Source organism: Aeromonas sp. R2-4 (assembly GCF_040908365.1).
GTDB classification, from domain to species: domain Bacteria; phylum Pseudomonadota; class Gammaproteobacteria; order Enterobacterales; family Aeromonadaceae; genus Aeromonas; species Aeromonas veronii.
Genome location: NZ_JBFODO010000031.1, coordinates 51,695 through 76,846, shown reverse-complemented (window position 1 = coordinate 76,846; position 25,152 = coordinate 51,695). Strand labels below are relative to the sequence as shown.

The following is a 25,152-nucleotide window of genomic DNA, read 5'->3' as shown; positions in this document are numbered from 1 at the left end:
AGTCTAGGAGAACTTGGTGAACAAACAGGTGACATAAATGAGACCCTGTGAGGTCGATCGCCCTTTATTTAGCGAGAATGATTGGCTGATCACAAAGCGCCTCTCTAGTACAATGCCCGCCGGACAATCTAGAGACCGAGGACGCCATGTGGTTTAAAAACCTGCAGATTTATCGCTTTACCCGCCCCTTTGACCTGACCGTGGATCAGCTGGAAACCCAGCTGGAAGCCTGTGCCTTCACCCCTTGCGGCAGTCAGGACATCTCCCGTTTCGGGTGGGTCAAGCCCCTTGGCAAATTCGGCTCAACCCTGACCCACTCTGCCTCCGGCCACATCCTCATCTGCGCCCGAAAAGAGGAGAAGATGCTGCCCGGTACCGTGGTCAAGGAGATGCTGGCCGAGAAGGTAGAAGCGATCGAGTTCGAACAGGGACGCGCCCTCAAGAAGAAAGAGAAGGAAGCGCTGAAAGAGGAGATCCTCCACACCCTGCTGCCCCGTGCCTTCAGTCGTACCAGCCAGACCTTTGCCTGGATCAATCCGGCCGATAATTTGATGGTGGTGGATGCAGGTTCTGCCAAGAAGGCGGATGATCTGCTGGCACTGTTGCGCAAATCCATCGGCTCCCTGCCGGTGGTGCCGGTGGCTCTCAAGAACCCGCCCGAGATCACCATGACCGAGTGGTTGAACGAGGGCAATCTGCCCGCTTCCTTCACTCTGGAAGATGAAGCCGAGCTGCGCAGTGCCATGGAGCACGGCGGCATCATCCGCTGCAAGCAGCAGGATCTGATGACGGATGAAATCAAGAACCACCTGGCCAATGACAAGCTGGTGACCAAGCTGGCTCTCAACTGGGGCGAGACTGTCAGCTTCGTGCTGGGGGATGATCTCTCCATCAAGCGCCTGAAATTCAGCGAAGAGCTGCGCGAGCAGAACGACGACGTCACCAGCGAAGATCCGGCCGCCCGTCTGGATGCGGACTTCGCGCTGGTCACCGCTGAGCTTTCCCAGTTTATCCCGGCGCTGTTTGCCGCCCTGGGTGGCGAAGAGCAGTCCATCTAACCGGACTTGCGCCTGTTTGGCCTCTGCCATCCCATCGTAAAAGCCGCCTTCGGGCGGTTTTTTTATATCTGTTACGGATAGCCATTATTGATAGATGAGTAAGATATTGATCTTGTTCAATAACTTGAGCTGTCAGCGCCAATCGTGACATAGTCCCCCTTCATGGTCATAAAACAGACAAGGAGAGTGTCATGTTGCGCAAACCTCTGGGGCTGGCTATCGCCCTTGCCCTGCTGGCCGGTTGTGCCAGTGACAACGGCTTTCACTACACCCCGCCAGCCCAGACCCTGATCGCACCCGAAGCCGCCAGTGGCTGGACCGACAAACAGGGCTGGCAGGGCCATGACTTCATGGTGGCGGCCGCTAACCCGCTGGCGGTGGATGCGGGCTACCAGATCATCAAGGCCGGTGGCAGTGCCGTCGATGCCGCCATTGCGGTGCAGCTGGTATTGACGCTGGTGGAGCCGCAATCCTCCGGGATCGGTGGCGGAACGCTGCTGCTGGTGTGGGATGGCCGCAAGGTGAGTGCAGTGGATGGCCGCGAGACGGCGCCGGCTGCCGCAACCGACCAGCTGTTTATGCAAGATGGCAAGCCGCTGGCGTTTTATGACGGGGTGGTGGGGGGCCGCTCGGTCGGCGTTCCCGGCACCCTGCGCGCTCTGGCACTGGCCCATCAACGTTATGGCAAGCTACCCTGGGCTGCGCTGTTCGAGCCCGCCATCACGCTGGCAGAACAAGGATTTGTGATAAGTCCACGGCTGGCCACATTGCTGGCCAAGGATCCCTATCTGGCACGGGATCCAGAGGCGCGAGCCTACTTCTATCAGGCGGATGGTCGCCCCAAAATGGCGGGCACCCGGCTGACCAACCCGGCGCTGGCCAAGGTGTTGCGCACTCTGGCCACAGAGGGGGCGGATGCCTTCTATCGGGGGCCGCTGGCGGATGCCATGGTGGCCAAGGTACGCCAGCATCCCACCAATCCCGGGGTACTGGCGGCCACCGATCTGGCCAGCTATCAGGCCAAAGTGCGGGATGGCCTCTGCTTTGACTATCGCCAGAGCAAGATCTGCGGCTTTCCCACTCCCTCGTCCGGCACACTGGCGCTCGGCCAGATCTTCGGCATGCTGGAGAGCCGCGATATGGCCGCCCTCAAGCCGCTCACCACGAAGGAGGGGGGACTGGCTGCTTCCAGCGAGGCTATCCATCTCTATAGTGAAGCGGCGCGTCTCGCCTTCGCCGATCGCAACCAGTACGTCGCCGACAGCGATTTTGTCAGCGTGCCAGTGAAGGGGCTGCTGGACAAGGGCTATCTGGCCGAGCGGGGCAAGCTTGTCGGTCAGCACTCAATGGGGATTGCCAAGCCCGGCACGCCGCCACTGGCGCTGGCACGCGGCAAGGATGCGACCCCCGAACTCCCCTCTACCAGCCATGTCTCGATTGTCGACAAGGCGGGGATGGCTATCTCCATGACCAGCTCCATCGAGGATGGTTTCGGATCGCGTCAGATGGTCAACGGCTACCTGCTCAACAACCAGCTCACCGATTTCTCCTTCACCTCGGTGGATGCTGCCGGTCTGCCGGTGGCAAATCGGGTGGAGCCGGGCAAGCGGCCCCGCTCCTCCATGTCACCCCTGCTGGTGTTTGACAAGCCAAGCGGCGAGCTGACCATGACGTTGGGCTCGCCGGGGGGCTCCGCCATCATCAACTACGTAGGTAAGACCCTGCTCGGCACTCAGGATTGGGGCCTGAACCTGCAACAGGCCATCAACCTGCCCAACTTTGGCAGTCGCAACGGTCCCACCGAGCTGGAAGCGGGACGCACCCCCCTGTCGGTGGTCGAGGGGTTGAAGGCGAGGGGACACGAGGTGGTACTGAACGAGCAAACCTCCGGCCTGCAGGGGGTTGAGCGCAACGCTGGTGGCTGGTTTGGCGCAGCGGATCCGCGCCGGGAAGGGATCGCCAAGGGGGAGTGAGGTTCCCATAGCAACAAGGCCAGCATAATGCTGGCCTTGTTGCTGATGGTGCGCTTACTGGATGCCAACAGCTCCACGTCGAAGATCAGGACGGGCGCTCAGTGGGATATTGCCATTGGAGCATCCTGCGCGGTTACTGGATACCCAACAGCTCCACGTCAAAGATCAGGACTGATCCCGGCGGGATTTTGCCTGCTGCACGCTCGCCGTAGGCGAGGTTGGCGGGGATGTAGAAACGGGTCTTCTCACCTTCCACCATCAGCTGCACCCCTTCGGTCCAGCCAGCGATCACCTGATTGAGGCCAAACTCGATGGGCTCGCCACGGGCGACCGAGCTGTCAAAGACTGTGCCGTCCAGCAGCTTGCCCTCGTAGTGCACCTTCACCTTGCTGGTGGCGGTGGGGTGAACGGTGCCGGTGCCCGGGGTCAGCACTTCGTACTGCAGGCCGGAGGCGGTGGTGGTCACCAGCGGCTTCTCCTTGTTGCTGGCGAGGAACTCGGCGCCAATCCGCACGTTGTCAGCCGCCAGCTTCTTGTTGTTGCTGCTGGAGTAGAAGTAGTAGGCCACACCGGCGATGAGCAGCGCGATCAGTATGAATTTCATCGGTTTTTCCTGTTCCATGAAATGTAAAAAGTGCAATGAGGGCGCCATCTTATCGCGCACCGCTCCTGATGGCGAGCCACAGGGCGGGAGGATGTGAGTGGGCAGGCAAATCTCGGAGACGCAGACGCAAAAAGGGGCGAGTCGGTGACTCGCCCCTTGTCATGGCGGCGGCGCTTACTTGGCGGCCACCATCATCAGGGCGGGCAGGGCGAAGAAGAGACCCGTCACATAACCCAGAGCCAGCAGCTTGTTCTCGCTGCCTACCCGGGCCAGCCCCTCGGCGGCGCGCACCGGCAGGTCGCGCAGGAAGGGGATGCCATAGATGATGACTACGGCAAAGAGGTTGAACAGCACGTGGACCAGCGCGATGGTCAGAGCCAGCTGGGCACCGGCTCCGCTGATGGCGGTGGCAGCCAGCAGGGCGGTAATGGTGGTGCCGATATTGGCCCCCAAGGTGAAGGGGTAGAGCTGACGGGTGCTGAACACGCCGCCGCCGGCCAGCGGGATCATCAGGCTAGTGGTGGTGGAGGAGGATTGCACCATGATGGTCACCAGCGCACCGGAGGTAATGCCGGTCAGCGGGCCACGGCCCAGCGCCTTGTGCAGCAGCTCTTTGGCACGGCCAACCAGTACCTGTTGCAGCACTTTGCCGAGATACGTGACGCAGGCGAGGATCAGCAGGATACCGATGATGATGGTCGCGATGGCGGCGCCCTTGCCCGGCAGGAAGGCCACGGCGCTGTCAATCAGCTGCTGGGCCGGTGCGGTCAGCGGCTTCATGAAATCCATGCCCTTCATCGACATGTTGGCGGAGCCTACCAGCAGGTTGGCCAGCCACTCGGCGCTATGTTGCAGCAGGCCGAACATCAGCTCCAGCGGCAGGAAGATGAACACCGCCAGCAGGTTGAAAAAGTCGTGCACGGTGGCGGCGGCGAAGGCGCGGCGGAACTCGGCGCGATCCCGCACATGGCCCATGGAGACGATGGTATTGGTGATGGTGGTGCCGAGGTTGGCACCCATCACCATGGGGATGGCCATGCTGATGGGCAGGCCGCCAGCCACCAGACCAACGATCACCGAGGTGACGGTGCTGGAGGATTGCACCAGCGCGGTAGCGAGAATACCCAGCAGCAGGGCGACAAAGGGGTTGTTGGCAAAGGCGAAGATCTGGGCTGCGCCCTCGGCGCCGCCGGAGAAATCTTTGAAGCCGTGGGAGATTGCGCCCACGGCAACCAGGATCAGGTAGACCAGTACGATGACACTCATCCAGTTGAACAGGGCGCGGGTCGCGGGCGGCTGTGACAAGGAGTGATGGTGTTGCATAAAGCCTCTTGAGACGGTCGTTCCGTCTTGGGTTGTTGATGACCCGCGCATTTAATCAGTGGTTAATGACAGAAATATGACAAGGTGACACTTTTATGATGGTTTTATGACTTGCTTTGGTGGTTTGCTCATCAATAGATGATGGGGATGGCGAGAAATATGGCTGGTGGCGCCATCCACCCTGTCTGTTCCTTGCCGACCAAGCAAGTGCGGGAGAGTGGCAATAGTCGAGCCCCATATTCAGCCCGTCAAATAGCAAGAAGGGGAGCCATGGCTCCCCTTCTGTCTATCCGTTATCCGCAAAGGATCAGGCGTCAGCCGCCTCTTCGTACTGACGGAACGGGATGCGGAACACCGCCAGACGCAGGAACAGATAGGTTGCGCCGAGGCCCGCCCAGATCAGGCCCAGCTCCAGCGAGCTCTGCTCCAGGTTGATCCACAGAGCACCGATGGTGGCGGCGCCGAGCAGCGGCATCAACAGGTAGATGACGTGATCCTTGAGGGTCTTGTTGCGCTTCTCGCGCACCCAGAACTGACCGATCACCGACAGGTTGACGAAGCTGAACGCCACCAGTGCGCCGAAGTTGACCAGCGCCAGTGCGGTATCCAGATCAAACGACACGGCGGAGAGGGCCAGACCACCCACCATCAGCACGTTGATGGCCGGGGTGCGGTATTTCGGGTGGATGTAGCCAAATACCCGCTCCGGGATCATGCGATCACGCCCCATCACGTAGAGGATGCGCGACACACCGGCGTGAGCCGCCATGCCGGAGGCCAGTACCGCGACCGTGGTGCAGACCAGAACAACGGACTGGAAGAAGGTGCCGCCAACGTAGAGGGCGATCTCCGGCAATACCGCATCCGGATGCTGGAAGCGGGCGAGGCTCGGGAAGTAGAGCTGCAGGCAGTAAGAGACCACCACGAAGATGATGCCGCCGATAAGGGCAGTCAGCACGATCGCCTTGGGGATCACCTTGCCAGCGTTCGGAGTCTCTTCGGAGAGGGAACTCAGACCGTCAAAGCCCAGGAACGAGAAGCAGAGGATGGTCGCACCGGTAAAGAGCGGTACCAGCTGTGCTGACTCGAAGTGGAACGGACGGCTGCTCATCAGGGTGCCAGCCCCTTCGCCGTGGTAGATGCCCCACGCCATCAGGCCGATAAAGAGGGTGATGATGGCCAGCTGGATCACCACGATCAGACCGTTGAAGTTGGCGACCAGATTGATGCCGCGCAGGTTCAGGAAGGTCATCACGGTCACCAGACCGAAGATGAACACCCAGGGCTCGACGCCCGGGAACATGGCGGTCAGGTAGATCTTGGCCAGCAGGATATTGATCATCGGCATGAACATGTAGTCGAGCAGGGATGACCAGCCGACCATGAAACCGACGTAGGGGTTGAACACCTTCTGGGCATAGGTATAGGCAGAGCCCGCAGAGGGGAACTTGCGTACCAGATGTCCGTAGCTGAGAGCGGTGAGCAGGATGCCACCCAGAGCCAGCAGATAGGCGGTGGCGACCCGGCCATCGGTGATGTCACCGACGATGGCGAAGGTGTCGAAGACAGCCATGGGGGTCAGATAGGCCAGACCCATCACAATCACTTGTGTCAGGGTAAGGGTCTTGAGCAGCTTGGCGTTTTGCGATGCCATTACGCTTTCTCCTCAATCAGTGCCGCAGCACGTGCTTGCAACGAGCGCAGGGATACGATGGATTCGCAAGCCTGTACATCAAGGGCGCCGGGGAGGCGCATACCGGGCTGTACCGGCAGGAAAGCATTAAAACGCCCCATTGTTATCCTCTCAACGTCGGGAGATTGTTTGGCAATCTCGAATATCACTTCCGGAAACGTTCCGGCCTCTTGTGGTGGGTTTGTACTGCACTTCAAAAATACAAAAACCGATGTCGCAGTGAACATCGGTCCTTTATTGGCGGCGTATTGTGCATTCGGTCAGCCCCCTTGACAAGCAAAAAAGGGCGGATTAACGCATTTTTTTGCATACGCACGGAGCAGGTAAGTGGTCACTCGCCCCCTGCAGCCGTCCCCGAGCCGCTCCCCCTTTTTCGGGGGGGAAGAGAACCCTGTCATGGCGTATGAAAAATCGGCAAATCGGGGCTGCAGGGTGCATAGCGCCTCAACATTGATCCTGATCATATTTGGCGGCGTTCCCCCAGGCTCGAGTCCTGCGAGCTTATCGGCTGGTGGGGGATGGGAGGGGGTGAAGTGGAAAAAGAGTGGCTGCATATCCATTCACATTAATGACTGAGGATAGGGGGCGACACGGCTCGGGTCATGGCACGGCAAGCGGCCCGGCTGGGTAGTTATTTGAAATCAGTCACACTTCCTGCAGAAACCGCATTTCTGGCAACCCGTGCTGCTGGCCACCAGAGCACCGCAAAAACAACAAGGAGCCCGCAGGCTCCTTGTTCGCTATCGGGGGGAGGGGCGCCAGCGGTTACTGGGCGATCTCCACCTTGTCGGCGGTATGCAGCGGGATGCGGAACACGGTGAGGCGCAGGAACAGGTAGATGGCCCCCAGCGCCGCCCAGATCAGCCCCAGCTCGAAGGAAGAGGGCTCGAGGTTGAGCCACAGTACCCCGATGCAGGCGGCGCCACAGAGCGGCAGCAGCAGGTACATCAGGTGGTCCTTGAGACACTTGTTGCGGCCCAGCTTCACATAGAAGTGGGCAATTACCGCCAGATTGACGAAGGTGAAGGCTACCAGGGCGCCGAAGTTGATCAGCGCCAGCGCCATCTCCAGATCCAGCGACACTGCAGAGAGGGCCAGCAGGCCGACCAGCAGCACGTTGAACGCCGGGGTCTGCCACTTCGGATGGATGTAGCCGAAGAAGCGGGCGGGCAGGGCACGATCACGACCCATCACGTAGAGCAGGCGCGATACACCGGCGTGGGAGGCGAGCCCCGAGGCCAGCACCGCTACTGTGGTGCAGACCAGCACCACCGCCTGGAACAGCTTGCCGCCGACATAGAGGGCGATCTCGGGCAGTACCGCATCCGGATGCTGGAAGCGGGAGATGTCCGGGAAGTAGAGCTGCAGGAAGTAGGAGGTAGTGACGAACAGCACACCGCCGATCAGCGCCGTCAGCACGATGGCGCGGGGGATCACCCGATCGGCGTCCGGGGTCTCTTCCGACAGGGTACTGATGGCGTCAAAACCGAGGAACGACAGACAGAGGATGGAGGCTCCCATCAGCAGCGGTGACACCTGGATCTGCTCGGAGAAGAAGGGACGGCTGCTGGCCACGGTCCCCAGCCCTTCACCGTTGTGAACGCCCCAGGCGATCAGGCCGATAAAGATGGCGATGATGCTGAACTGCATCACCACGATCAGGCTGTTGAAGTTGGCCACCAGCTTGATGCCGCGCAGGTTGAGGGCGGTCATCACCGACGCCAGACCGAAGATATAGGTCCAGGGCTCCACGTTCGGGAAGAGGGCTTCCAGATAGATCTTGGCCAGCAGCATGTTGATCATCGGCATGAACATGTAATCGAGCAGGGAGGTCCAGCCCACCATAAAGCCGACATAGGGGTGAAACACCTTCTGGGCATAGGTATAGGCGGAGCCGGCTGACGGGAACTTGCGCACCAGATGGCCGTAGCTCAGGGCAGTGAACAGCATGCCGATGAGAGCAAACAGGTAGGCGGTTGGCACATGGCCTTCGGTGATCTCGGTAACGATGCCGAAGGTGTCGAACACCGCCATGGGGGTGAGGTACGCCAGTCCCATAACCACGACCTGCCACAGTTTGAGGGTCTTTTTCAGACCAACCTGCTGGGCCGCCATTATGCATGTTCCTCATGCAGTGCCAGAGTGGCACGGTCCATCAACGAAACCGGGAGAGAGGCCCGGGAATCAAGGGCGCCAGGGCGGCGCACACCGGCCATGGCCGGTTGGAAAGCATTGAGATGCCCCATGTTGTTCCTCACTAGACTTGGTGTCGGGAGACTGCTGCCAATCTCGCTATCTTTTCCGGGGGTGATCCGGCCTCGTTTATGGGTTTGTTCACTGTCTAAAAAAGAACCGATGCCATTGTTTTACATCGGTTCTTTCAGTGGCGGCGCATTGTGCATTTGCAGGGCCCCCTTGACAAGAAAAAAAGGGGGCAAAATTGCATTTATTTGCACAGGTGAGTGGTCACTTTCCTGCTGGTCAGGCCAGCACGGCCTCCAGTGATTTTTCAAGGAGTTGCAGCCCCTCGTCAATCACTGCCGCAGGGGCTGTCAGGGGGGCGAGAAAACGGATGACATTTGCGCGCACCCCGCATGAGAGCAGGACCAGACCCCGTTTGCCCGCCTCGGCCACCAGACGTTTGGTGAGGTCGGGATCGGGCTGGTTGGCATCACGCCGTTTCACCAGCTCCATGGCCACCATGGCACCGGGTCCGCGAATTTGACCTATGCAGTCAAAACGCTCGGCTATGCGTTCCAGCCCCGCCTTGATCTGCTCCCCCTGATCGAGCGCTTTCTGGTTGAGTTTTTCCTCGTCGATCACCTGCAATACCGCCAGTGCCGCGGCGCAGGCGATGGGGGAACCGGCATAGGTGCCACCCAGACCACCCGGCTTGGCCGCGTTCATGATCTCCGCCTTGCCCACCACGGCGGAGAGGGGGAAGCCCCCCGCCAGACTTTTGGCCAGGGTCATGATGTCGGGTTCAACCCCTGAATACTCGGTGGCGAAGGTCTTGCCGGTGCGGCAAAAACCGCTCTGGATCTCGTCGCAGATGAGCAGGATGCCGTGCTGGTCGCAGATGCTGCGCAGTTTTTGCATAAAGCTCGGGGAGGCGGGGTAGAAGCCCCCTTCGCCCTGTACCGGCTCGATGATGATGGCGGCAACCCTGCTCGGCTCGATATCGGCGCTGAAGCAGAGCTCGAGGGCGTGCAGGGCATCCTCTTCACTTACCCCCAGATAATCGGCGGGGAAGGGGATGTGGTAGACCTCGCCCGGGAAGGGTCCAAAGCCGGTCTTGTAGGGCACCACCTTGCCGGTGAGCGCCATCCCCATCATGGTGCGGCCGTGAAAGCCCCCTTTGAAGGCGATGGTGCCGCTGCGACCGGTGTGGGCGCGGGCGATCTTGATGGCGTTCTCGACCGCCTCGGCGCCGGTGGAGAGAAACAGGGTGCGCTTCGGGGTCGGGCCGGGCACCAGGGCGTTGAGCTTCTCGGCAAGCTCGATATAGCCCGGGTAGGGAGTGACCTGAAAGCAGGTGTGGCTGAACTTTTCCAGCTGCTCGCGCACCGCTGCCACCACTTTGGGGTGGTTGTGACCGGTGTTGAGCACGGCGATGCCGGAGGCAAAGTCGATGTAGCGGTTGCCATCCACATCCCACAGCTCGGCATTTTGCGCCCGGTCGATAAAGACCGGCAGCAGGGTGCCAACGCCGTTGACCACGGCCGCTTCGCGGCGCGCTTGCCACGCCTTGTTTGATTCTGACTGACTCATCTTTCCTCCCTGAGGGGCCGCAGCCCCCGATATTCCCTGAAAATGTGGCAGGCGTTTTGGCGCCCATCACCGCCGATCAGCCCATAAGGCCAGATCGGCGGCGCCTTGTCTCTCTGTTGCTGCCCTAGCGAATGGCGCCAAAGCAGAGGTATTTGGTCTCCAGATACTCCTCCAGCCCCTCGGCTGCCCCCTCCCGGCCCAGACCCGACTCCTTGATGCCGCCAAAGGGGGCCAATTCGGTCGAGATGATCCCCTCGTTGATGCCGACCATGCCGTATTCAAGCTGTTCGGCGACGCGCCATACCCGGGCGATGTCGCGGCCATAGAAGTAGGCAGCCAGGCCATAAGGGGTGTCGTTGGCAATGGCGATGGCCTCGGCTTCGGTCTCGAAGCTCACCAGCGGGGCGACCGGGCCGAAGATCTCCTCCTGCAGGATGGGGTTGTCCTTGGCGACCTTGCCGAGAATGGTGGGGCGATAGAAGAGGGGGCCGGCGGGGTGGGCTTCGCCCCCCAGCAGCACTTCGGCACCGGCGGCGACCGATTGCTGCACCAGCTCGGCCACCTTGCTGGCGGCAGCCGGGTTGATAAGCGGGCCGATCTGGGTGCCCTCCGCCATGCCATCTCCCACCTTGAAGGCCTTGACTGCGGCAGTCAGCTTCTCGGCGAAGGCGTCATAGACGCTGGCCTGCACCAGAATGCGGTTGGCGCAGACGCAGGTCTGCCCGGCGTTGCGGTATTTGGAGGCGAGCGCCCCGGCCACGGCGGCGTCGAGGTCGGCGTCGTCAAAGACGATAAAGGGGGCGTTGCCACCCAGCTCCAGCGACAGCTTCTTCATGGTGTCGGCGCACTGGCGCATCAGCAGTTTGCCGATGCGGGTGGAGCCGGTGAAGGAGAGCTTGCGCACCACCGGATTGCTGCACAGCTCGTTGCCCACCGCGCTCGCCTGATGGCTGGTGACGATATTGATGACACCGGCGGGGATGCCCGCCTGCTCGGCAAGCAGCGCCAGCGCCAGCGCACAGAGCGGGGTTTCGGCGGCAGGTTTGATGACGATAGTGCAACCTGCGGCCAGCGCCGGGCCCGCTTTGCGGGTGATCATGGCAATGGGGAAGTTCCACGGAGTGATGGCGGCGACCACGCCCACCGGCTGCTTGATGGTGGCCAACCGGCGATCGCCGCTAAAGCCCGGGATGGTGCGGCCATAGGCGCGCTTGCCCTCCTCGGCGAACCACTGGATAAAGCTGGCGCCGTAAGCCACCTCGCCTTTTGCTTCCGCCAGCGGCTTGCCCTGCTCACAGGTCATGATGCGGGCCAGCTCGTCGCTGTGGGCGGTGATGGCGGCAAACCAGGCGTATAGCTTGTTGCTGCGCTCCTTGGCGGTCAGCGCCGCCCAGGCGGGTTGCGCCGCGTGGGCGGCCGCGATGGCGCGGCGGGTATCCTCGGCATCCATGTCGGGCACCTGGGTAATGACGGCACCGCTGGCGGGGTTGGTGACCTCGAAGGTGCGGCCGCTGGCGGCCTCGCACCACTGTCCATCTATATAGGCGCGGGATGTGATCAAGCTGGAGTGGGATGTTGTTCCTGACATGAGAAGCCTCGAGTGTGGGTCAGAGCAGCTGGTTGCCGGAGTGAGCCGACCCTTCCTGCGCCGCTGCCGTATAAAATAATAAGCACAGGAAGACCATAATTTGAGCTGAAATGTTTTTCAAGTGTTAAATATATTTGAATTGCTGGGGGGCGCCATGCTAGAAAATGGGCTGTATAGCGCGCTTTCTCCGGTTCGCTTGCAGGCTGCATGTGGGCAGACGACCGGGAGATGGTAAATCAGGTGTGCAAAATAATGAACGGCTGTGCTGTGTAACATAGTGAACGGCAAGGGAAAGCTGGTCGGCTATTTTAACCAGCAGGGTAAACAGGCAGCGCCTGATCCAATGCGATCACGCGCAAGCAGGAGAGGCTGATGATGCAAGGATGCAAACATGGCGCAGCAGGGGGCCTTTCATGAGCGGGCCACAGAGCCGGGAGGGCGTGGCTCGACCGTTGAGTGTGGCTGACGCCGGGGCGCGCACCATGGGGGAACGGCTGGCGGCGGTACGCCATCAGCTGGGGCTCTCCCAGCGGCGGGCGGCCGAGTTGAGCGGCCTGACTCATGGCGCCATCTGCATGATCGAGCAGGACAAAGTGAGCCCCTCGGTCGCCTCCCTGCAAAAGCTGCTCACCATCTACGGCCTGCCGCTGTCGCGCTTCTTCGCCGAGGAGGAGAGCCGCACTCCGGAAGTGGTGATCAAGGCGGATCAGCTGATCGAGCTGGGCAGTCAGGGGGTCTCCCTCAAGCTGGTGCACAACGGCAACAACCGCCGCCAGCTCGGCTTTATGCTGGAGACCTATCCCCCCGGCACCGACACTGGCGGTCAGGTGACCCATCAGGGGGAGGAGGTCGGCACTGTGCTGGAGGGGTCGGTGATCCTGACGGTGGCGGGCCAGAGTTATCAGCTGGAGGCGGGCGACAGCTATGTGATCGACACCGGCGAGCCCCACAGCTTCAGCAATCCGTCGGGGGAGACCTGTCGCATCGTCAGCGCCCACACCCCGGCGAGCTTTTAATCCTGACAGTAGTTTGGCAACCGAACCGGTAAGGAAACAGGGATCATGACCGAACATGTAAACAGTTACTACGCAGCCAGCGCCAATAAACACGCGCCCTATCCGACACTGACCGAGCAGCTGGAGTGCGATGTCTGCGTCATCGGGGCGGGCTATACTGGCCTCTCCAGCGCGCTGCATCTGGTAGAAAAAGGCTACAAGGTGGTGGTGCTGGAGGCCGCACGAGTCGGCTTTGGCGCCAGCGGTCGCAACGGTGGCCAGATCGTCAACTCCTACAGCCGCGACATCGACACCATAGAAGCGAACTGCCCACCGGATCAGGCCAGGCTGCTCGGTTCCATGTTGTTTGAGGGGGGCCAGATCATCCGCGAGCGGATCAAGCGCTACAACATCCAGTGCGATCTGCAGGAGGGGGGCGTCTTTGCCGCCGAGACCGAGAAGCAGCTGCACGAGCTCAAATCCCAATACGCCCGCTGGCAGAAGTGGGGCAACGACCAGCTGGAACTGCTCGATGCCAAGGGGGTGCGCGAGGTGGTCGCGAGCGATCGCTACGTCGGCGCCCTGCTCGACAAGAGCGGCGGCCATATTCACCCGCTCAATCTGGCGTTGGGGGAGGCTGAAGCCATCCGCATCCAGGGGGGGCAGATCTTCGAACAATCCGCCGTCACCAGTATCACCCCGGGGCAGCCAGCCTTGGTCAAGACCGCCAAGGGGGCGGTGAAGGCGCGCTTTGTGGTGGTGGCGGGCAATGCCTACCTCGGCAATCTGGTGCCGGAACTGGCCAGCAAGAGCATGCCTTGCGGCACCCAGGTGATCGCCACCGAAGTGCTGGGAGAGGAGCGGGCCCGTTCACTGCTGCCGCAAAACTACTGTCTGGAGGATTGCAACTACCTGCTCGACTACTACCGCACCTCCGGCGATCACCGGCTGCTCTATGGCGGCGGCGTGGTCTATGGCGCGCGGGATCCGGCGGATATCGAGCGGCTGATCATCCCCAAGATGCTCAAGACCTTCCCGCAGCTGGCCGACGTCAAGGTGGAGTACACCTGGACCGGCAACTTCCTGCTCACCCTGTCACGGCTGCCGCAGTTTGGTCGCATCGGCCCCAACATCTACTACATGCAGGGCTACAGCGGCCACGGCGTCACCTGTACCCATCTGGCTGGCAAGCTGCTCTCCGAGGTGCTGAGCGGTCAGGCGGAGCGCTTCGATGCCTTTGCCAAACTGCCGCACTACCCCTTCCCGGGTGGCCGCCTGTTCCGCATCCCCTTCACTGCTGCGGGCGCCGCCTGGTACACCCTGCGCGACCGCTTGGGTGTATAAGAGCTGCCCAGCGAGAAATGTGGGCTGGTGGGTGCCGCGTAGATAACGCTGACGCCAGCACCAATACCAGAAACAACAAGGCCACCGTGAGGGTGGCCTTGTTGTTTATCAAGCAGTAGCGCGCTGATTAGCTGTAGAAGGCTTCAACGGTGCCCTTGAGTTTGATCAGGATGGGCTGACCACGGCGATCCAGCGCTTTGGGGGAGGGGATCTTCACCCAACCTTCGCTGATGCAGTACTCCTCGACATCGGTGCGCTCTTTGCCGTTCAGGCGAATACCGATCGGGTGCTCGAAGCAGGCGGCCACATAGTGAGGGCTGCGGGGATTGCAGGAGAGGTGATCCGGCAGAGCCGGTTTGGTGCTGGTATCGCTCATCGATATAACCCGAAATGAATAAAAAGTGGGTCATTGTAGAGAATGCCGCCATGGCATTCAAGGCGGCCACAAAACAGGCAAAGCGTGCTCGCCATCGCTATGGGCGACCCGCTTATCCTCGTTGCCAATGCATCACCAGCTCGGGGTGACCGCTACGCTCGCACAACTGCTGCTCACCCTCTTTAAAACCGTTGCGGGAATAGAAGCGCCGCGCCTGCTCATTTTCGGCGTAGACCGTCAACTCGAGTCGATCATATTGGGCTTTGAGGTGTTCGAGCAGTTGGCGACCCAACCCGTGTGATTGGGGATCAGGGGAAATAAACAGCGCGGCAACAGACCCCTGATATCAGGAGATAAAGCCCAGTAGCTGTCCATCCTCCTCATAGACCCAGCTCTTGCTGGCGGGCAGATAGATATCCCGTATCGCTGCCCGTTGCTCATGCCAAAAGGCGGCAGGAATAAAGTCGTGGGCTTGTGCCGATACAACAACCATGTATGCATCGCAGCAAGCCGCACAAATAAATTTCGCCTTTGAACGCGGAGAACTCACCACATTCAACACTAAAAACCACTGTCCCCCGATGAGCCAATGCTCAGGTTGCTATCCATTCGTGCATTCTTGGCATATTTTTTAATCGCCACCGAGAACAAAGCTCGGCATTCATCACGTTTTTGCTTATTACTGAATACAATCTTCTGCGAGCCAAAATTGCCACTGATATTAATAGAAAAACATTTTTTCTTGCGCTTAGAGCCAACCTGGAATATTTCGTTATCGATGCGATAGATATCTGATATAGAAACAGTCTTTCGTTGCCAGGAATTACGAAACTTCCTGAAAAACAAGTAATCAAACACTGAATTTTCCATATCTTGCGCACAAAAGCTAACGCGAGCTGACTTTCCAAACTCGAAAATGACGGCTGGCTGGTGTACTCGCCAAACCCGGATAAAAGAAATGATGAATACAACTAAAATTAAAAACGAAGGAATAGCAAGCAACTCAATACCCAATATAGGGAAATGCATTTTTATCTGTTTTCCCACAACATAAAAAACAATCGCGGCTAAAAGTGACACCTCAAGAGCGATACTCCACGCCATATCTAATGCATAACTCACATCGTAGATAGCATGCACATCCGCATGAGTATCATCCATCCATTCAGATTGCATTGATGTTTCTAAATCACGTTCAGGATTTGCTGGCTGAGTAACTTTTGAAGTATCTCCACCGCATTGGGCTGATAACTTAGCGCATGCGGCCTGTAATGTTTGCTCCCCGATCTGTTCAATGAGACTGGTTGTGATTTTAATCGAGCGTTGGAATAACTCATCACTCATAAACAACATCCTCAGCCATCAAAACAGAAAGCTGTTTTAGTGATGGCTTTTCTACCTTCGATAAGCGATTTGCTTGTTGCTGCATGCTTCGCTCAAATAACTGCCGAACCACTCTGGCATTACCAAAATTAGTCTCTGCATCACTGATCAGCTGTTTCATACAGGAAAATACTTTCAACAGCACAGCTTGGTCAATAATCAATTTATTGTCTTGGCACATTTTATAAAAAACCTTGGTCAGATCACGAGCTGAATAATCTTTGAACAGTAACTCGCGAGAAAAGCGCGAGCGCAAGCCAGGATTACTCTCAATAAAGGTATGCATTTCTTCTGGATAGCCCGCAACGATCACTACGATGTCGTCTCTATGATCTTCCATTAGCTTTAATAGGGTATCAACCGCCTCTTGGCCATAGTTATCATCACCATCATCTGAGCGAACCAAGGTATAAGCTTCATCGATAAACAATACCCCACCCAGCGCTTGTTCAAAGATAGCATGAACTTGTGAGGCTGTCTGGCCAAGAAAACGGGCAACCAGACCAGCCCGATCGACTTCAACCACATGCCCTGTACGCAATAAGCCGATCTCTTTATAAATAGCACCAATCAGTCGAGCGACCGTCGTTTTACCCGTTCCAGGGTTACCGACAAATGACAAATGCAATGAGAACGGAGGGGTCGGTAAACCCGCGGCTTTTCTATGCATCAAATAGCGAGCCAGATTGGTTAGATTACGCACTTCCTCTTTTACTTCGGCCAAGCCGATTAAACCATCAAGCTGTCCTTGAGGATTTTTAATTTTATTGGCTAATACCCGTTTTACTGGGATGTCATCCTCGCTCTGTGCATCCTCATGCAACGCATTATTCGAGGGCTCATCAGAAGAGCTCGATAAATCATTTTCATCTATGAACTCAGCCGGGCATCCCATTCCTAGTGCAACACGAATAGGCCTCAGTAATGACTCAATTCGTCGGATATCCGCCAACGAGCGATCACCATCCCAAGCACAGGCAGTATTGAGCAAAATATCCAGATACGGATACATTTGCTGACCAGCCCCGGCCTCTATGCGTTCCGCCAGCAGAATAAAAGCTGGCGGAATCGTTGGCTCAAAACCTGCAGAATTGGCACCAGATCCAGACAAGCGATCGATCAACTCAATGGTCAGGTTCAGACCCGTCAATTGGTTGATAAATTTCTTATCCGCCAGTTTGATTCGGCTTGGGCCTGTCATCACATAATCCAGAGCTGGCAACAGCCAGGCCACCAACATGGTCAATAGTGATGGAGTAACAGGGGGCTCGTTATCAAAAGGGCGAACCATGGTGTCTCTGCAACACATAGACACCAGGTTAGTCATAGCCTGTTTGGCTTGAATGAGTAGTTGATCATTCATCTTGGTAATTTACCCATTTTTCCAATTTTTCTATCAAAGCTGTTCTTCTACCAACAGAATCTCCAATCAAAGAACCACATAGTTCCTTGATATCACTCTCTGATAGCTCAAGAGTTTTAAAAAGCAGATCCAAATTACAAACGAATGGCTCGTCCACAAGTGAAAACAGAATGTCCGCACTAGACTTCCATGATTTTGGTTTAAAATATGGAATATTGGTTTCACAAAGGACCTTTAGTTTGAACAGGTTATCTCTTGACTTGAACATACGTTCAAGGTGATGCTGGACTCTATAGTAGCGTTCAAATTCTTCATCATTGTCTTCTTTAATTAGAGGCACATCCAAACCTCTAAGCCAAGAATCAATATTGTTAATTATATATTCGCGTACGCCTTTATGTTCAACTCCAAGGTGTTGGGCCATCCCCTTAATAATCCAGGTATCAAGATTTTTAAGAAGATTTTCAGGTGTGGCATTATTAGAATCAGAATCGCCCCATGACTGTTTTAAGTGTTCTTTCAATAGATCGATTAATACAGACTGAGGCAAAATATTGCTTAATGAATCCATCAGGGATTGAGCTAACTCTTCCTCACCTTTTTTATAAGAAAAATCAAGATACGCTTTTAACAAGAGATTATGCTTTGTTTCTAACCAAGACATCAGCTTGTTCATATTGGTTTCAAAGTTTTCATGATTAAAAGCAATTGCATTGAGACTCTTGATAGCTCCCAACCCATTAGGTATAACTTCAGGGAAGCGATCAACGCCATTCACAAAAACAGGGATGATATTCTTTTTATACTGCAAGGCAAATTTTACTTCCGTTTGCACCCATTCAGAATCTAATGTCCCTGGTGCCAAGATCAATAAGAAGTTTTTTGAGTTTTTTATGTTGGACTGAATGCTTTTTTCATAATCACCACGAGATAATGTTTCAGCGTCCATAAACGCACTAATTTCTCTAGATTTTAGTACCTCATAAAGCAATCTAGCGACAGTGGCTCCACCTTCTCGGCGATAGCTTATGAATACATCTAAAACATTGTTTTTTATAGCCATGACAAATTCCTTATGCAATATTTACTTCGAATTCATTAGTTCTATTCATCTGCAGCCAAGCCGCATTTTCATATAGCGCTTCCCAGCCTAAAGTTTTTAATAACTCTTGGGCCAAGGATTCATCACCTTGAGCAATCGCCCGCGCAATTTGTTGCTCTGCATAATTGAATATTGCTGCTGCACGCTCATAGCGCGATACATTTTCTTCGAATCCCATTTGGCTCATAAAGGCTTTGGCTAAGGCTGAGACTACAAAAGACATACCGGAGATCAAGACCATGATATTCAGCCACAGACCATCCAATTCCAACAAATCAGCCGCCAAAGTGACAATAGTCATCCCAATGGCACAACCGAACGTCATCAATACCGCTTTATTCCATTTGTTTATTTTTGCCAGATCTCTGTTCTTCGCTTTATCGAAGTATTTAGCCTGATCTGCAACCCATGCCTGCTTTACCCATGACACATCGGGTTTTGCCGACAACTCGGTCACCATCATCAAATTTCGAATCGACTGAGATATCCAATCCACATCTCCCAGTCGATTGGTACGGTAATAATCAGAGGCTACATATTTCAGGCCCAATGCGCACCAGAAAAATTGCACACGCAAACCTTCAGCCAATACACGCCACTCAATAAATTGCTCTTCACGCGGCATCTTTCCCTTAAAAAAGAAACGGAATGCACACCAAGCCACTACGGCCAGCGTAATATGGCCAGCGAGCCAGAACCAACGCATATCGGGGCCAGAGTAGACCTGCTGACAAAAAATTGAAATCAGGGCTACCAGAGTGATCCATCGAATTGATGATTCACGCTGTTTTTGCCGCTTGATTGCCAACGCATCTGCCGCAGCATATACATCCAGAAGGTGGGTGCAGTTTTGCTGCAACTGTTCAGGTGCAGAGCCGGATAATAGCCACTCTTTGCTCTGGGCAAGTTGTTGACCCGTGATCTCTTGGGCTGCATGACGATTGAAATCATCTATCTCCTGCATCACGGGATAGGGGTCCACCGGTTGACTACGCGTGCCCGCCCAGGTAGCTACCAACTCCGGCTTCACGATCGGGTTTCCGAGTTGTGCGTGCTTTAGTCGTCGTGTCCAGAGATGCTCTACCGGGGTCTTTTCCGGCGCGGTCAATAACACGTCCTCGTTGACCTTGATGCCCTGCTCACTCATCTGCACCACATCGGCCGTGCCGCCCGGCAATATAGCCATGGAGCCATCCGCGGTTGGCTGCTCACAAACACCATCCCACAGGGCAACAATCAGTTGGCAATGGCGCACCAGAAACCGGGCCAGATCGACATAGCCATCATCACGCACGGAAGGTGGTTGTAGATTGGCCTGAAGCACGGTCGCAAGCGCTAACAACCGATGAAACTCAGCTTTGGACTCCTCAGAGACGAAATCCTCTAGGTATGACGCCTCTGGCATCGGCAGCACGGCAACCAGTTCCAGCCCAGCCTCTAATGCTGCATAGGCGGCGACCCGGTCAGCCCCTTCGGCCAAGCCACTGAGCAACTTGATGGTACTATTGGGATGCAACGCTTTGAGTCTGGTAAATCGCTCACAGAGCTTCAGCTTGAGTTGAGGGAGATCCTCAGCAGGTATGTCCCTGTGCCCAGAAACACCGATATGAATGGGAATAACAGGTTTCACTCTGACTCCTGAGAATAAAGCTTTTATCTGGGGAAGATTTCCAGCATGACGTTGACCTCAACGTCATGATTGATCCAGGGGTTAATATATCGATAGCCGTAGCGGTTCGACTGAGGCCGACGACTCAAAACTGCGTTCCAGCAGCTGGCCACCGGTAATTCATAAGCCGGATCGAGCAGATAGATAAACTGGCAACACTGCCCTATCGCTAGGGTCCAGTGGTTCAAGCCATCGTTCTTGCGGGAGGTCACATCGACAATGACAGGGTGCTGACCGGCCAGGGCTTGGCTCAATTGAGACAAAACTGCCGACGGAGAATCGGCATAGGTACGAGTAGCCAGATTGGGATAGACGGCGAACATCGCCTCGAGCTGCTCGATGGTGGTGCCCTGAGTCACCATGGGGTCATGTAAGCGTTCGATTTCACGAAACAACCGACCAATCCGGGTACGGTAGTCGAGCCGATTCATGGCAGGTAGCGAGCTCGAATCCAGCACATTCAGTGCCAGTAGAGCCATCACCACGCAGTAGGGGCCACATGCGCCATCCAGATCACCTTGGCGCAGATGAACGGCACCACCATTGGCATTGGTTAGGCAGCCATCAGCATCCAATCCCAATCCATCGATTAATTCGATATTCATCAAAGCAATCCTTGCGCACTGCACTAATATAATCTGCGGATTGAACGAGGCGAGGCTACCAAATCGGGAATGTCTCTAATTTGCCAACGCCGTTAACCCATTACAGAACTCAGCCACACTCAGATCATTAGGGGGAGCGGGCGTTGCAGCAACAACTGAGCGATAGCTGCCCCTAACGGAGCATGATGCTGCCTCCGATGATGTCGCTCAGGTTTATTTTTGCAATCATGCCTGCTACTACCTTGTTAGTAAAAAACTTAGCCTTATCATCATACGCAACCCCTTATTGCATCCGTAGTTTAGGGTGTTTACTCAGTCGAGTCATATCGATATTCGTCACCCTTCTGACAGCGAATGCTCATGGTGTGGCTCCGGAAGCAGCTTTGTGCCGTGCCACCATGATACCGATTGAAGCCGATGGTGGAAGGACAGAGGGGCGATAATCAGTGCCGGATCAATAAATTAAAACAACTTGGGTGGCAGAAACGACAAGGCCCCGAGGTCGGGGGCCTTGTGATAGGGGCATCACTGGCGAGGCTGAGCAGGGCAATGCCGATCAGGGTAAGTCCAGGGTAAAGCGGGCGCCGCCGAGGGGGGATTCATCGACCCGGATCTGGCCGCCATAGCTGTGGACGATTTCGGTCACCACTGCCAGACCTATGCCCTGACCGGGTGAACTGTCTGCCCGCACGCCGCGCTGGAAGATCTGCTCCGATTTGGCCGGATCGATACCCGGGCCATCATCTTCCACTTCGATACGCAGCCGCTCGAGATGGCGGCGCACCGTCACCTTCACTTCACTGATGGCAAATTTGCAGGCATTGTCGAGCAGGTTACCCATCAGCTCCATCAGGTCGCCCTGTTCGCCGTGGAAGAGGGCGTCATCGTCGAACTTGAAGTGGGTTTGCAGCTTTTTGTGGCGATAGACCTTGGTCAGGCTGGCCAGCAGTTTTTCAATCAGCGGTACCGGCTCGGTGCCCTTGCTGGCAAGGCGCTGGCGGCCGGTCACGGCCCGTCTGAGCTGATACTGGATCATCTGATCCATGGTGAGGATCTGCTCGTTGATGTTGTCGTGGATCTCCCGCCCCAGCTTCACTTCGCGGGTGGTGATCTGGATCAGCGCCAGCCGGGTTTTCAGGCTGTGAGCGAGATCGTTGAGGGCGTGCTGGTAGCGCTGGGTCTGCTGGCGTTCGTTCTCCAGCAGCTGGTTGATGGAGTCGGTCAGCGGGGCCAGCTCTCGCTCAAAATCGCTTGAGAGGTCATCGCGCTTGCCGGCCCGGATATCGTCGATCTGACGGGCGATGGTGCGCAGGGAGCTGAGGCTCCAGAAGGTGGTGAGCAGCAGCAGCCCGGCCAGCAGCATATAGGCGAGCAGTGCCTGTTTGGCGGTCTGGTAGAGGTAGGTGCGGGACTCTTCGTGGTAGCGTTTGGCCGAGTCGATCATCACCACGTAGTAGGCGGTGGTGCCGCTGCCGGGATTGCGGATAAACCGCAGGCTGTAGACGAAGTAGCTCTCGCCGTTCTTGATGGTGTGCTTCTTGAAGAAGTAGTCGAGATCCATCCCCCCCAGATACTTCATCAGATCGCCGCAGATGGTCTGTTTGGCCTTGATCACCTCCGGCATATGGAGGCTCGACCAGACCAGATCGCCATCGGCGCGGCAGATCAGGGTATCGAGGTTGCGATCCCCCGCACCACGGGATATCCGCCCCAGCTCGACGTTCGACCCCTTGTCATCCGGTTCGGTGGAGGAAAACAACTTGGCCAGGTTCTCCTGCATCCGGGCACTGGCCTTCTGGGTCTGCTCCTCGACGTGGCCGAGGTAGAGGGCGTAGACGGCAAACCCCATGATCAGCGCGATGACCAGCAGCGAGCTGAGCAGCAGTTTGATGTGCAGTGAGCTGCGGATCATCTTGATAGGGCGCGGCAGATGAAACTGCATCAGTTACAGGAGAGGTTGAAGATATAACCCTGACGCCGGATGGTGGAGATGGGTTGAATCGTCCCTTCCGGATCCAGCTTCTTGCGCAGGCGGCTCACCATCACTTCGATGGTGTTGGGGTCCCCTTCGCCATCGCCGTAGAGCTGGTCGAGCAGTTGCTGCTTGGAGACTACCTGACGGGCGTTGCGCATCAGGTACTCCAGAATGAGGTATTCAAAGCTGGTGAGCACCGCCACTTCACCGGCGATGGTCAGCTCCTTGCGGGAGAGATCCAGCTCGTAATCACCGGCTTTCACCCTGGGCGAGATAAAACCGGCGCTGCGGCGCACCAGCGCATTGAGTCGGGCCAGCAGCTCATCTTTCTGGAACGGTTTGACCAGATAGTCATCAGCACCCGCTTCCAGTCCTTCGACCTTGTCCTGCCAGTTGCCACGGGCGGTCAGCACAATGATGGGGAAGGGGATCTGCCGTTCGCGCAGTTGCCGGATCAGTTGCAGGCCGTCCATATCGGGCAGACCGAGGTCGATGATGGCCACATCAATGGGATAGTCGGCGGCGTAGTGCAGTGCAATCCCGGCCTGGTCGGTGCTGTAGACCTGATTGTCGGCTTCGGTCAGCAGAGAGGAGAGGTGGTGATTGAGCAGCTTGTCGTCTTCGACCAACAGAATTTTCATGATGTGAGCGGTCATAGGGATCCAGGCTGTCAATTAGAAAGTGTATGTCGCTTCGAGTCAATTCGAATCCTAATGCATCCCGGCTGTATCGGGACTGAATCAGCAGGACTTCAGAGTTCGCGCCAACTGGTCGTTTAACCATGGTCCGGGTTGTCGATGGCATGCTGGTCGGCAGTCATGTTGCGAAAGGTTTGATGTGATGAGAGAGATGGCCGGGAGGCTGCTGGCGCGACTGCAACAGCGTGAGCGCAGCGACCTCCTCTATATTGTCTGGCTCTGCTGGGGGGCAGCCTTGCTGCTCTACGTGCTGGGGTCGCCCTGTTTTCTGTGGCCAGTGGCGCCGATGCCGCTGGTTCTGCTTGTGTGGTTGGTGGAGAGAGTACGGATGTTTGGAAGAAACAAAGGTGGTGCGGCTACTGCGTCGGCGGGGGCCACCGTGATTGCAGCCGGTGCTTGCTTCAAGGGCGAGTTGCAGGTGGAGGGGGATCTGGAGGTGCGAGGTCAGGTCAATGGCACCATCCAGCTCATCGGTGGTGTGCTGCGCATCATGCAGGGCGGTAGCGTTGAGGGGGAGGTGAGTGCGCCCCACGTGATCATCAATGGTCTGCTGGAAGGCACCTGTACCTCCGCCGAGGTGGAGATCCTGGAGAGCGGCAAGATGCAGGGGATCTTCAAGGGGGGCAGTCTCTCCATCTGCAAGGGCGGCAACTTTGTTGGCCAGTCCCAGCCCACCGTGGCCGGCAAGGCCGATCCCGTGTTGCAAGCCTTGTCTGAAAACAGTTCGTCCGGGAGCAAGCAGCCGGAGAACAAGAGCAATGTGAAAAAGCTGCCGCACGAGCCGAAAGGCAAGTCGACCGAGGAGCTGGCCAAGCAGGCGTGATGCCGTTTGCCAGCGGTGCAGATGACGGTTGTTCAGGAAAACAGAGAGGGGGCCACGATGGCCCCCTCTGCGTTTATCTGTCACCCGTTAGCTGCGGCGTGGCGGCAGCATATTGGTGAGGGTGTTGTCTTTGAGAATATGGTGGTGATAGAGGGCCGCCACCGTGTGCAGGCCGATCAGGGCGTAACCGATATTACCCAGCGTCTCGTGCACCTCCTTGATCAGTCCCTTGAGGTCCGGACTGGGGGAGAGCAGGGCAGGCAGCTCAAGCCCGAAGAAGGGGATGGGCTTGCCCGCGGCGCTCAGCAGCAGCCAGCCAAACAGCGGGGTGAGAATCAGAAAACCGTAGAGGGCGAGGTGGGCCAGTTTTGCCAGCTTGTGCATGATCGGGGAGAGCTCGGGCACGATACGGGGTGTCGGGCTCATCCAGCGCAGGGCCAGTCTGACAAAGACCAAGGCGAAGATAAGCAGCCCCAGCATAAAGTGCCACTCCTTCATCAGATCCCGGCCAGGGTCCCCTTTAGGGAAAATATCGCGAAATTCGATCAGGGCGTAGACGGCGATCATGGCCCACAGGGTCAGCCAGTGAAGCCCGATATTCAGGGTGCCATAACGTTGTTCACTGTTCATCAGCATAGGTTTGTTCCTTCGAAGTGTTGTCACATCCGTGTGGCATCCCCGCACTCAAACGTGTCGGAGCGAGGCCAGATCCTTTGGCGGCAACAGCCGGGCTACCATGCTTGCCATACATCGATAGCCTGCTGCTGGCATCAGTCAGAGAGGAGATGCCCTCTGCTGTCTGCATGGTA

At 57.0% G+C, this 25,152-nt stretch carries 22 protein-coding genes and 1 pseudogene; 5 read left to right on the top strand and 18 right to left on the bottom strand.

Translation table 11 applies throughout. From position 1 onward, the window contains the following. Positions 1–146: 146 nt before the first annotated feature. Positions 147–1,058, top strand: a complete 912-nt coding sequence (rdgC, locus tag AB5Z05_RS13525; protein ID WP_005347467.1) for a recombination-associated protein RdgC — start codon at positions 147–149, stop codon at positions 1,056–1,058. A gap of 191 nt (positions 1,059–1,249) precedes the next feature. Next, positions 1,250–3,031 carry a gamma-glutamyltransferase gene (gene ggt / locus AB5Z05_RS13520; protein WP_368151880.1) on the top strand — a complete coding sequence of 594 codons (1,782 nt, stop codon included), beginning with the start codon at positions 1,250–1,252 and terminating at the stop codon, positions 3,029–3,031. 133 nt (positions 3,032–3,164) lie between these two features. Here ggt and AB5Z05_RS13515 read toward each other — a convergent pair whose 3' ends face one another. The 7 genes from AB5Z05_RS13515 to AB5Z05_RS13485 all read right to left on the bottom strand — a co-directional run bounded on the left by AB5Z05_RS13515 (position 3,165) and on the right by AB5Z05_RS13485 (position 12,010). After that, positions 3,165–3,635 carry an FKBP-type peptidyl-prolyl cis-trans isomerase gene (locus tag AB5Z05_RS13515; RefSeq protein ID WP_304520076.1) on the bottom strand — a complete coding sequence of 157 codons (471 nt, stop codon included), beginning with the start codon at positions 3,633–3,635 and terminating at the stop codon, positions 3,165–3,167. Between the two features lie 174 nt (positions 3,636–3,809). Next, positions 3,810–4,958, bottom strand: coding sequence for a sodium:phosphate symporter (locus AB5Z05_RS13510; protein ID WP_064338447.1), 1,149 nt, complete (start codon positions 4,956–4,958; stop codon positions 3,810–3,812). Between the two features lie 307 nt (positions 4,959–5,265). After that, the gene (locus AB5Z05_RS13505) at positions 5,266–6,612 is read right to left on the bottom strand and encodes an APC family permease (RefSeq protein ID WP_058057766.1); all 1,347 of its coding nucleotides are present in this window, start codon (positions 6,610–6,612) and stop codon (positions 5,266–5,268) included. Next, positions 6,612–6,752: a hypothetical protein gene (locus AB5Z05_RS13500; RefSeq protein ID WP_005338239.1), complete on the bottom strand. Its 141-nt coding sequence runs from the start codon at positions 6,750–6,752 to the stop codon at positions 6,612–6,614. Before AB5Z05_RS13500 ends, AB5Z05_RS13505 begins: the two co-directional genes overlap by 1 nt. Positions 6,753–7,416: 664 nt before the next feature. Next, entirely contained in the window at positions 7,417–8,766 is a 1,350-nt protein-coding gene (locus tag AB5Z05_RS13495) for an APC family permease (protein ID WP_368151877.1), read from the bottom strand. Positions 8,767–9,132: 366 nt separating this feature from the next. Next, complete coding sequence (gene gabT / locus AB5Z05_RS13490) at positions 9,133–10,422, bottom strand: 4-aminobutyrate--2-oxoglutarate transaminase (RefSeq protein ID WP_368151875.1); 1,290 nt, start codon at positions 10,420–10,422, stop codon at positions 9,133–9,135. Between the two features lie 124 nt (positions 10,423–10,546). Beyond that, positions 10,547–12,010, bottom strand: a complete 1,464-nt coding sequence (locus AB5Z05_RS13485) for an NAD-dependent succinate-semialdehyde dehydrogenase (RefSeq protein WP_368151873.1) — start codon at positions 12,008–12,010, stop codon at positions 10,547–10,549. A 413-nt stretch (positions 12,011–12,423) separates the two neighbouring features. Between AB5Z05_RS13485 and puuR the strand changes: the two genes are divergently transcribed. Both puuR and AB5Z05_RS13475 read left to right on the top strand, forming a co-directional pair. Continuing rightward, entirely contained in the window at positions 12,424–13,026 is a 603-nt protein-coding gene (puuR, locus tag AB5Z05_RS13480; RefSeq protein WP_076494434.1) for an HTH-type transcriptional regulator PuuR, read from the top strand. Positions 13,027–13,071: 45 nt separating this feature from the next. Further along, on the top strand, positions 13,072–14,349 hold the full coding sequence (locus tag AB5Z05_RS13475; protein ID WP_064336976.1) for an FAD-binding oxidoreductase: 1,278 nt from the start codon (positions 13,072–13,074) through the stop codon (positions 14,347–14,349). A 127-nt stretch (positions 14,350–14,476) separates the two neighbouring features. Here AB5Z05_RS13475 and AB5Z05_RS13470 read toward each other — a convergent pair whose 3' ends face one another. The 10 genes and pseudogenes from AB5Z05_RS13470 to AB5Z05_RS13425 all read right to left on the bottom strand — a co-directional run bounded on the left by AB5Z05_RS13470 (position 14,477) and on the right by AB5Z05_RS13425 (position 23,463). Further along, positions 14,477–14,725, bottom strand: a complete 249-nt coding sequence (locus AB5Z05_RS13470; RefSeq protein WP_005338226.1) for a DUF3297 family protein — start codon at positions 14,723–14,725, stop codon at positions 14,477–14,479. Positions 14,726–14,837: 112 nt separating this feature from the next. After that, positions 14,838–15,056 (bottom strand): annotated as a pseudogene (locus tag AB5Z05_RS13465) (GNAT family N-acetyltransferase); the annotation flags it as partial. A gap of 15 nt (positions 15,057–15,071) precedes the next feature. Continuing rightward, on the bottom strand, positions 15,072–15,218 hold the full coding sequence (locus tag AB5Z05_RS13460; RefSeq protein WP_368151871.1) for a hypothetical protein: 147 nt from the start codon (positions 15,216–15,218) through the stop codon (positions 15,072–15,074). A gap of 68 nt (positions 15,219–15,286) precedes the next feature. Then, positions 15,287–16,069 carry a hypothetical protein gene (locus AB5Z05_RS13455; protein WP_368151869.1) on the bottom strand — a complete coding sequence of 261 codons (783 nt, stop codon included), beginning with the start codon at positions 16,067–16,069 and terminating at the stop codon, positions 15,287–15,289. Continuing rightward, the gene (locus AB5Z05_RS13450; protein WP_257697168.1) at positions 16,062–17,471 is read right to left on the bottom strand and encodes an AAA family ATPase; all 1,410 of its coding nucleotides are present in this window, start codon (positions 17,469–17,471) and stop codon (positions 16,062–16,064) included. The genes AB5Z05_RS13455 and AB5Z05_RS13450 overlap by 8 nt, the downstream gene beginning before the upstream one ends. After that, positions 17,464–18,534 carry a toll/interleukin-1 receptor domain-containing protein gene (locus AB5Z05_RS13445; RefSeq protein ID WP_368151867.1) on the bottom strand — a complete coding sequence of 357 codons (1,071 nt, stop codon included), beginning with the start codon at positions 18,532–18,534 and terminating at the stop codon, positions 17,464–17,466. The genes AB5Z05_RS13450 and AB5Z05_RS13445 overlap by 8 nt, the downstream gene beginning before the upstream one ends. Positions 18,535–18,544: 10 nt before the next feature. Next, on the bottom strand, positions 18,545–20,203 hold the full coding sequence (locus AB5Z05_RS13440; protein WP_064338437.1) for a hypothetical protein: 1,659 nt from the start codon (positions 20,201–20,203) through the stop codon (positions 18,545–18,547). A gap of 23 nt (positions 20,204–20,226) precedes the next feature. Continuing rightward, the gene (locus tag AB5Z05_RS13435; RefSeq protein WP_368151863.1) at positions 20,227–20,847 is read right to left on the bottom strand and encodes a hypothetical protein; all 621 of its coding nucleotides are present in this window, start codon (positions 20,845–20,847) and stop codon (positions 20,227–20,229) included. A gap of 556 nt (positions 20,848–21,403) precedes the next feature. Continuing rightward, entirely contained in the window at positions 21,404–22,789 is a 1,386-nt protein-coding gene (locus AB5Z05_RS13430; protein WP_005338217.1) for an ATP-binding protein, read from the bottom strand. Further along, positions 22,789–23,463: a response regulator transcription factor gene (locus AB5Z05_RS13425; RefSeq protein WP_041201856.1), complete on the bottom strand. Its 675-nt coding sequence runs from the start codon at positions 23,461–23,463 to the stop codon at positions 22,789–22,791. Before AB5Z05_RS13425 ends, AB5Z05_RS13430 begins: the two co-directional genes overlap by 1 nt. A gap of 199 nt (positions 23,464–23,662) precedes the next feature. On the opposite strand from AB5Z05_RS13425, the gene AB5Z05_RS13420 reads away from it, so the two are divergent. Continuing rightward, entirely contained in the window at positions 23,663–24,343 is a 681-nt protein-coding gene (locus tag AB5Z05_RS13420) for a polymer-forming cytoskeletal protein (RefSeq protein WP_368151861.1), read from the top strand. Positions 24,344–24,430: 87 nt separating this feature from the next. Here AB5Z05_RS13420 and AB5Z05_RS13415 read toward each other — a convergent pair whose 3' ends face one another. Then, positions 24,431–24,979 (bottom strand): cytochrome b, encoded by a 549-nt coding sequence (locus tag AB5Z05_RS13415; protein WP_005350133.1) that lies wholly within the window; start codon positions 24,977–24,979, stop codon positions 24,431–24,433. Between the last annotated feature and the right edge of the window lie 173 nt (positions 24,980–25,152).

Bases quoted from the DNA above. Each gene is read 5' to 3' on its own strand.
- rdgC (WP_005347467.1), top strand. From the start codon at position 147: ATGTGGTTTAAAAACCTGCAGATTTATCGCTTTACCCGCCCCTTTGAC.
- ggt (WP_368151880.1), top strand. From the start codon at position 1,250: ATGTTGCGCAAACCTCTGGGGCTGGCTATCGCCCTTGCCCTGCTGGCC.
- AB5Z05_RS13515 (WP_304520076.1), bottom strand. From the start codon at position 3,635: ATGAAATTCATACTGATCGCGCTGCTCATCGCCGGTGTGGCCTACTAC.
- AB5Z05_RS13510 (WP_064338447.1), bottom strand. From the start codon at position 4,958: ATGCAACACCATCACTCCTTGTCACAGCCGCCCGCGACCCGCGCCCTG.
- AB5Z05_RS13505 (WP_058057766.1), bottom strand. From the start codon at position 6,612: ATGGCATCGCAAAACGCCAAGCTGCTCAAGACCCTTACCCTGACACAA.
- AB5Z05_RS13500 (WP_005338239.1), bottom strand. From the start codon at position 6,752: ATGGGGCGTTTTAATGCTTTCCTGCCGGTACAGCCCGGTATGCGCCTC.
- AB5Z05_RS13495 (WP_368151877.1), bottom strand. From the start codon at position 8,766: ATGGCGGCCCAGCAGGTTGGTCTGAAAAAGACCCTCAAACTGTGGCAG.
- gabT (WP_368151875.1), bottom strand. From the start codon at position 10,422: ATGAGTCAGTCAGAATCAAACAAGGCGTGGCAAGCGCGCCGCGAAGCG.
- AB5Z05_RS13485 (WP_368151873.1), bottom strand. From the start codon at position 12,010: ATGTCAGGAACAACATCCCACTCCAGCTTGATCACATCCCGCGCCTAT.
- puuR (WP_076494434.1), top strand. From the start codon at position 12,424: ATGAGCGGGCCACAGAGCCGGGAGGGCGTGGCTCGACCGTTGAGTGTG.
- AB5Z05_RS13475 (WP_064336976.1), top strand. From the start codon at position 13,072: ATGACCGAACATGTAAACAGTTACTACGCAGCCAGCGCCAATAAACAC.
- AB5Z05_RS13470 (WP_005338226.1), bottom strand. From the start codon at position 14,725: ATGAGCGATACCAGCACCAAACCGGCTCTGCCGGATCACCTCTCCTGC.
- AB5Z05_RS13460 (WP_368151871.1), bottom strand. From the start codon at position 15,218: ATGGTTGTTGTATCGGCACAAGCCCACGACTTTATTCCTGCCGCCTTT.
- AB5Z05_RS13455 (WP_368151869.1), bottom strand. From the start codon at position 16,069: ATGAGTGATGAGTTATTCCAACGCTCGATTAAAATCACAACCAGTCTC.
- AB5Z05_RS13450 (WP_257697168.1), bottom strand. From the start codon at position 17,471: ATGAATGATCAACTACTCATTCAAGCCAAACAGGCTATGACTAACCTG.
- AB5Z05_RS13445 (WP_368151867.1), bottom strand. From the start codon at position 18,534: ATGGCTATAAAAAACAATGTTTTAGATGTATTCATAAGCTATCGCCGA.
- AB5Z05_RS13435 (WP_368151863.1), bottom strand. From the start codon at position 20,847: ATGAATATCGAATTAATCGATGGATTGGGATTGGATGCTGATGGCTGC.
- AB5Z05_RS13430 (WP_005338217.1), bottom strand. From the start codon at position 22,789: ATGCAGTTTCATCTGCCGCGCCCTATCAAGATGATCCGCAGCTCACTG.
- AB5Z05_RS13425 (WP_041201856.1), bottom strand. From the start codon at position 23,463: ATGAAAATTCTGTTGGTCGAAGACGACAAGCTGCTCAATCACCACCTC.
- AB5Z05_RS13420 (WP_368151861.1), top strand. From the start codon at position 23,663: ATGAGAGAGATGGCCGGGAGGCTGCTGGCGCGACTGCAACAGCGTGAG.
- AB5Z05_RS13415 (WP_005350133.1), bottom strand. From the start codon at position 24,979: ATGCTGATGAACAGTGAACAACGTTATGGCACCCTGAATATCGGGCTT.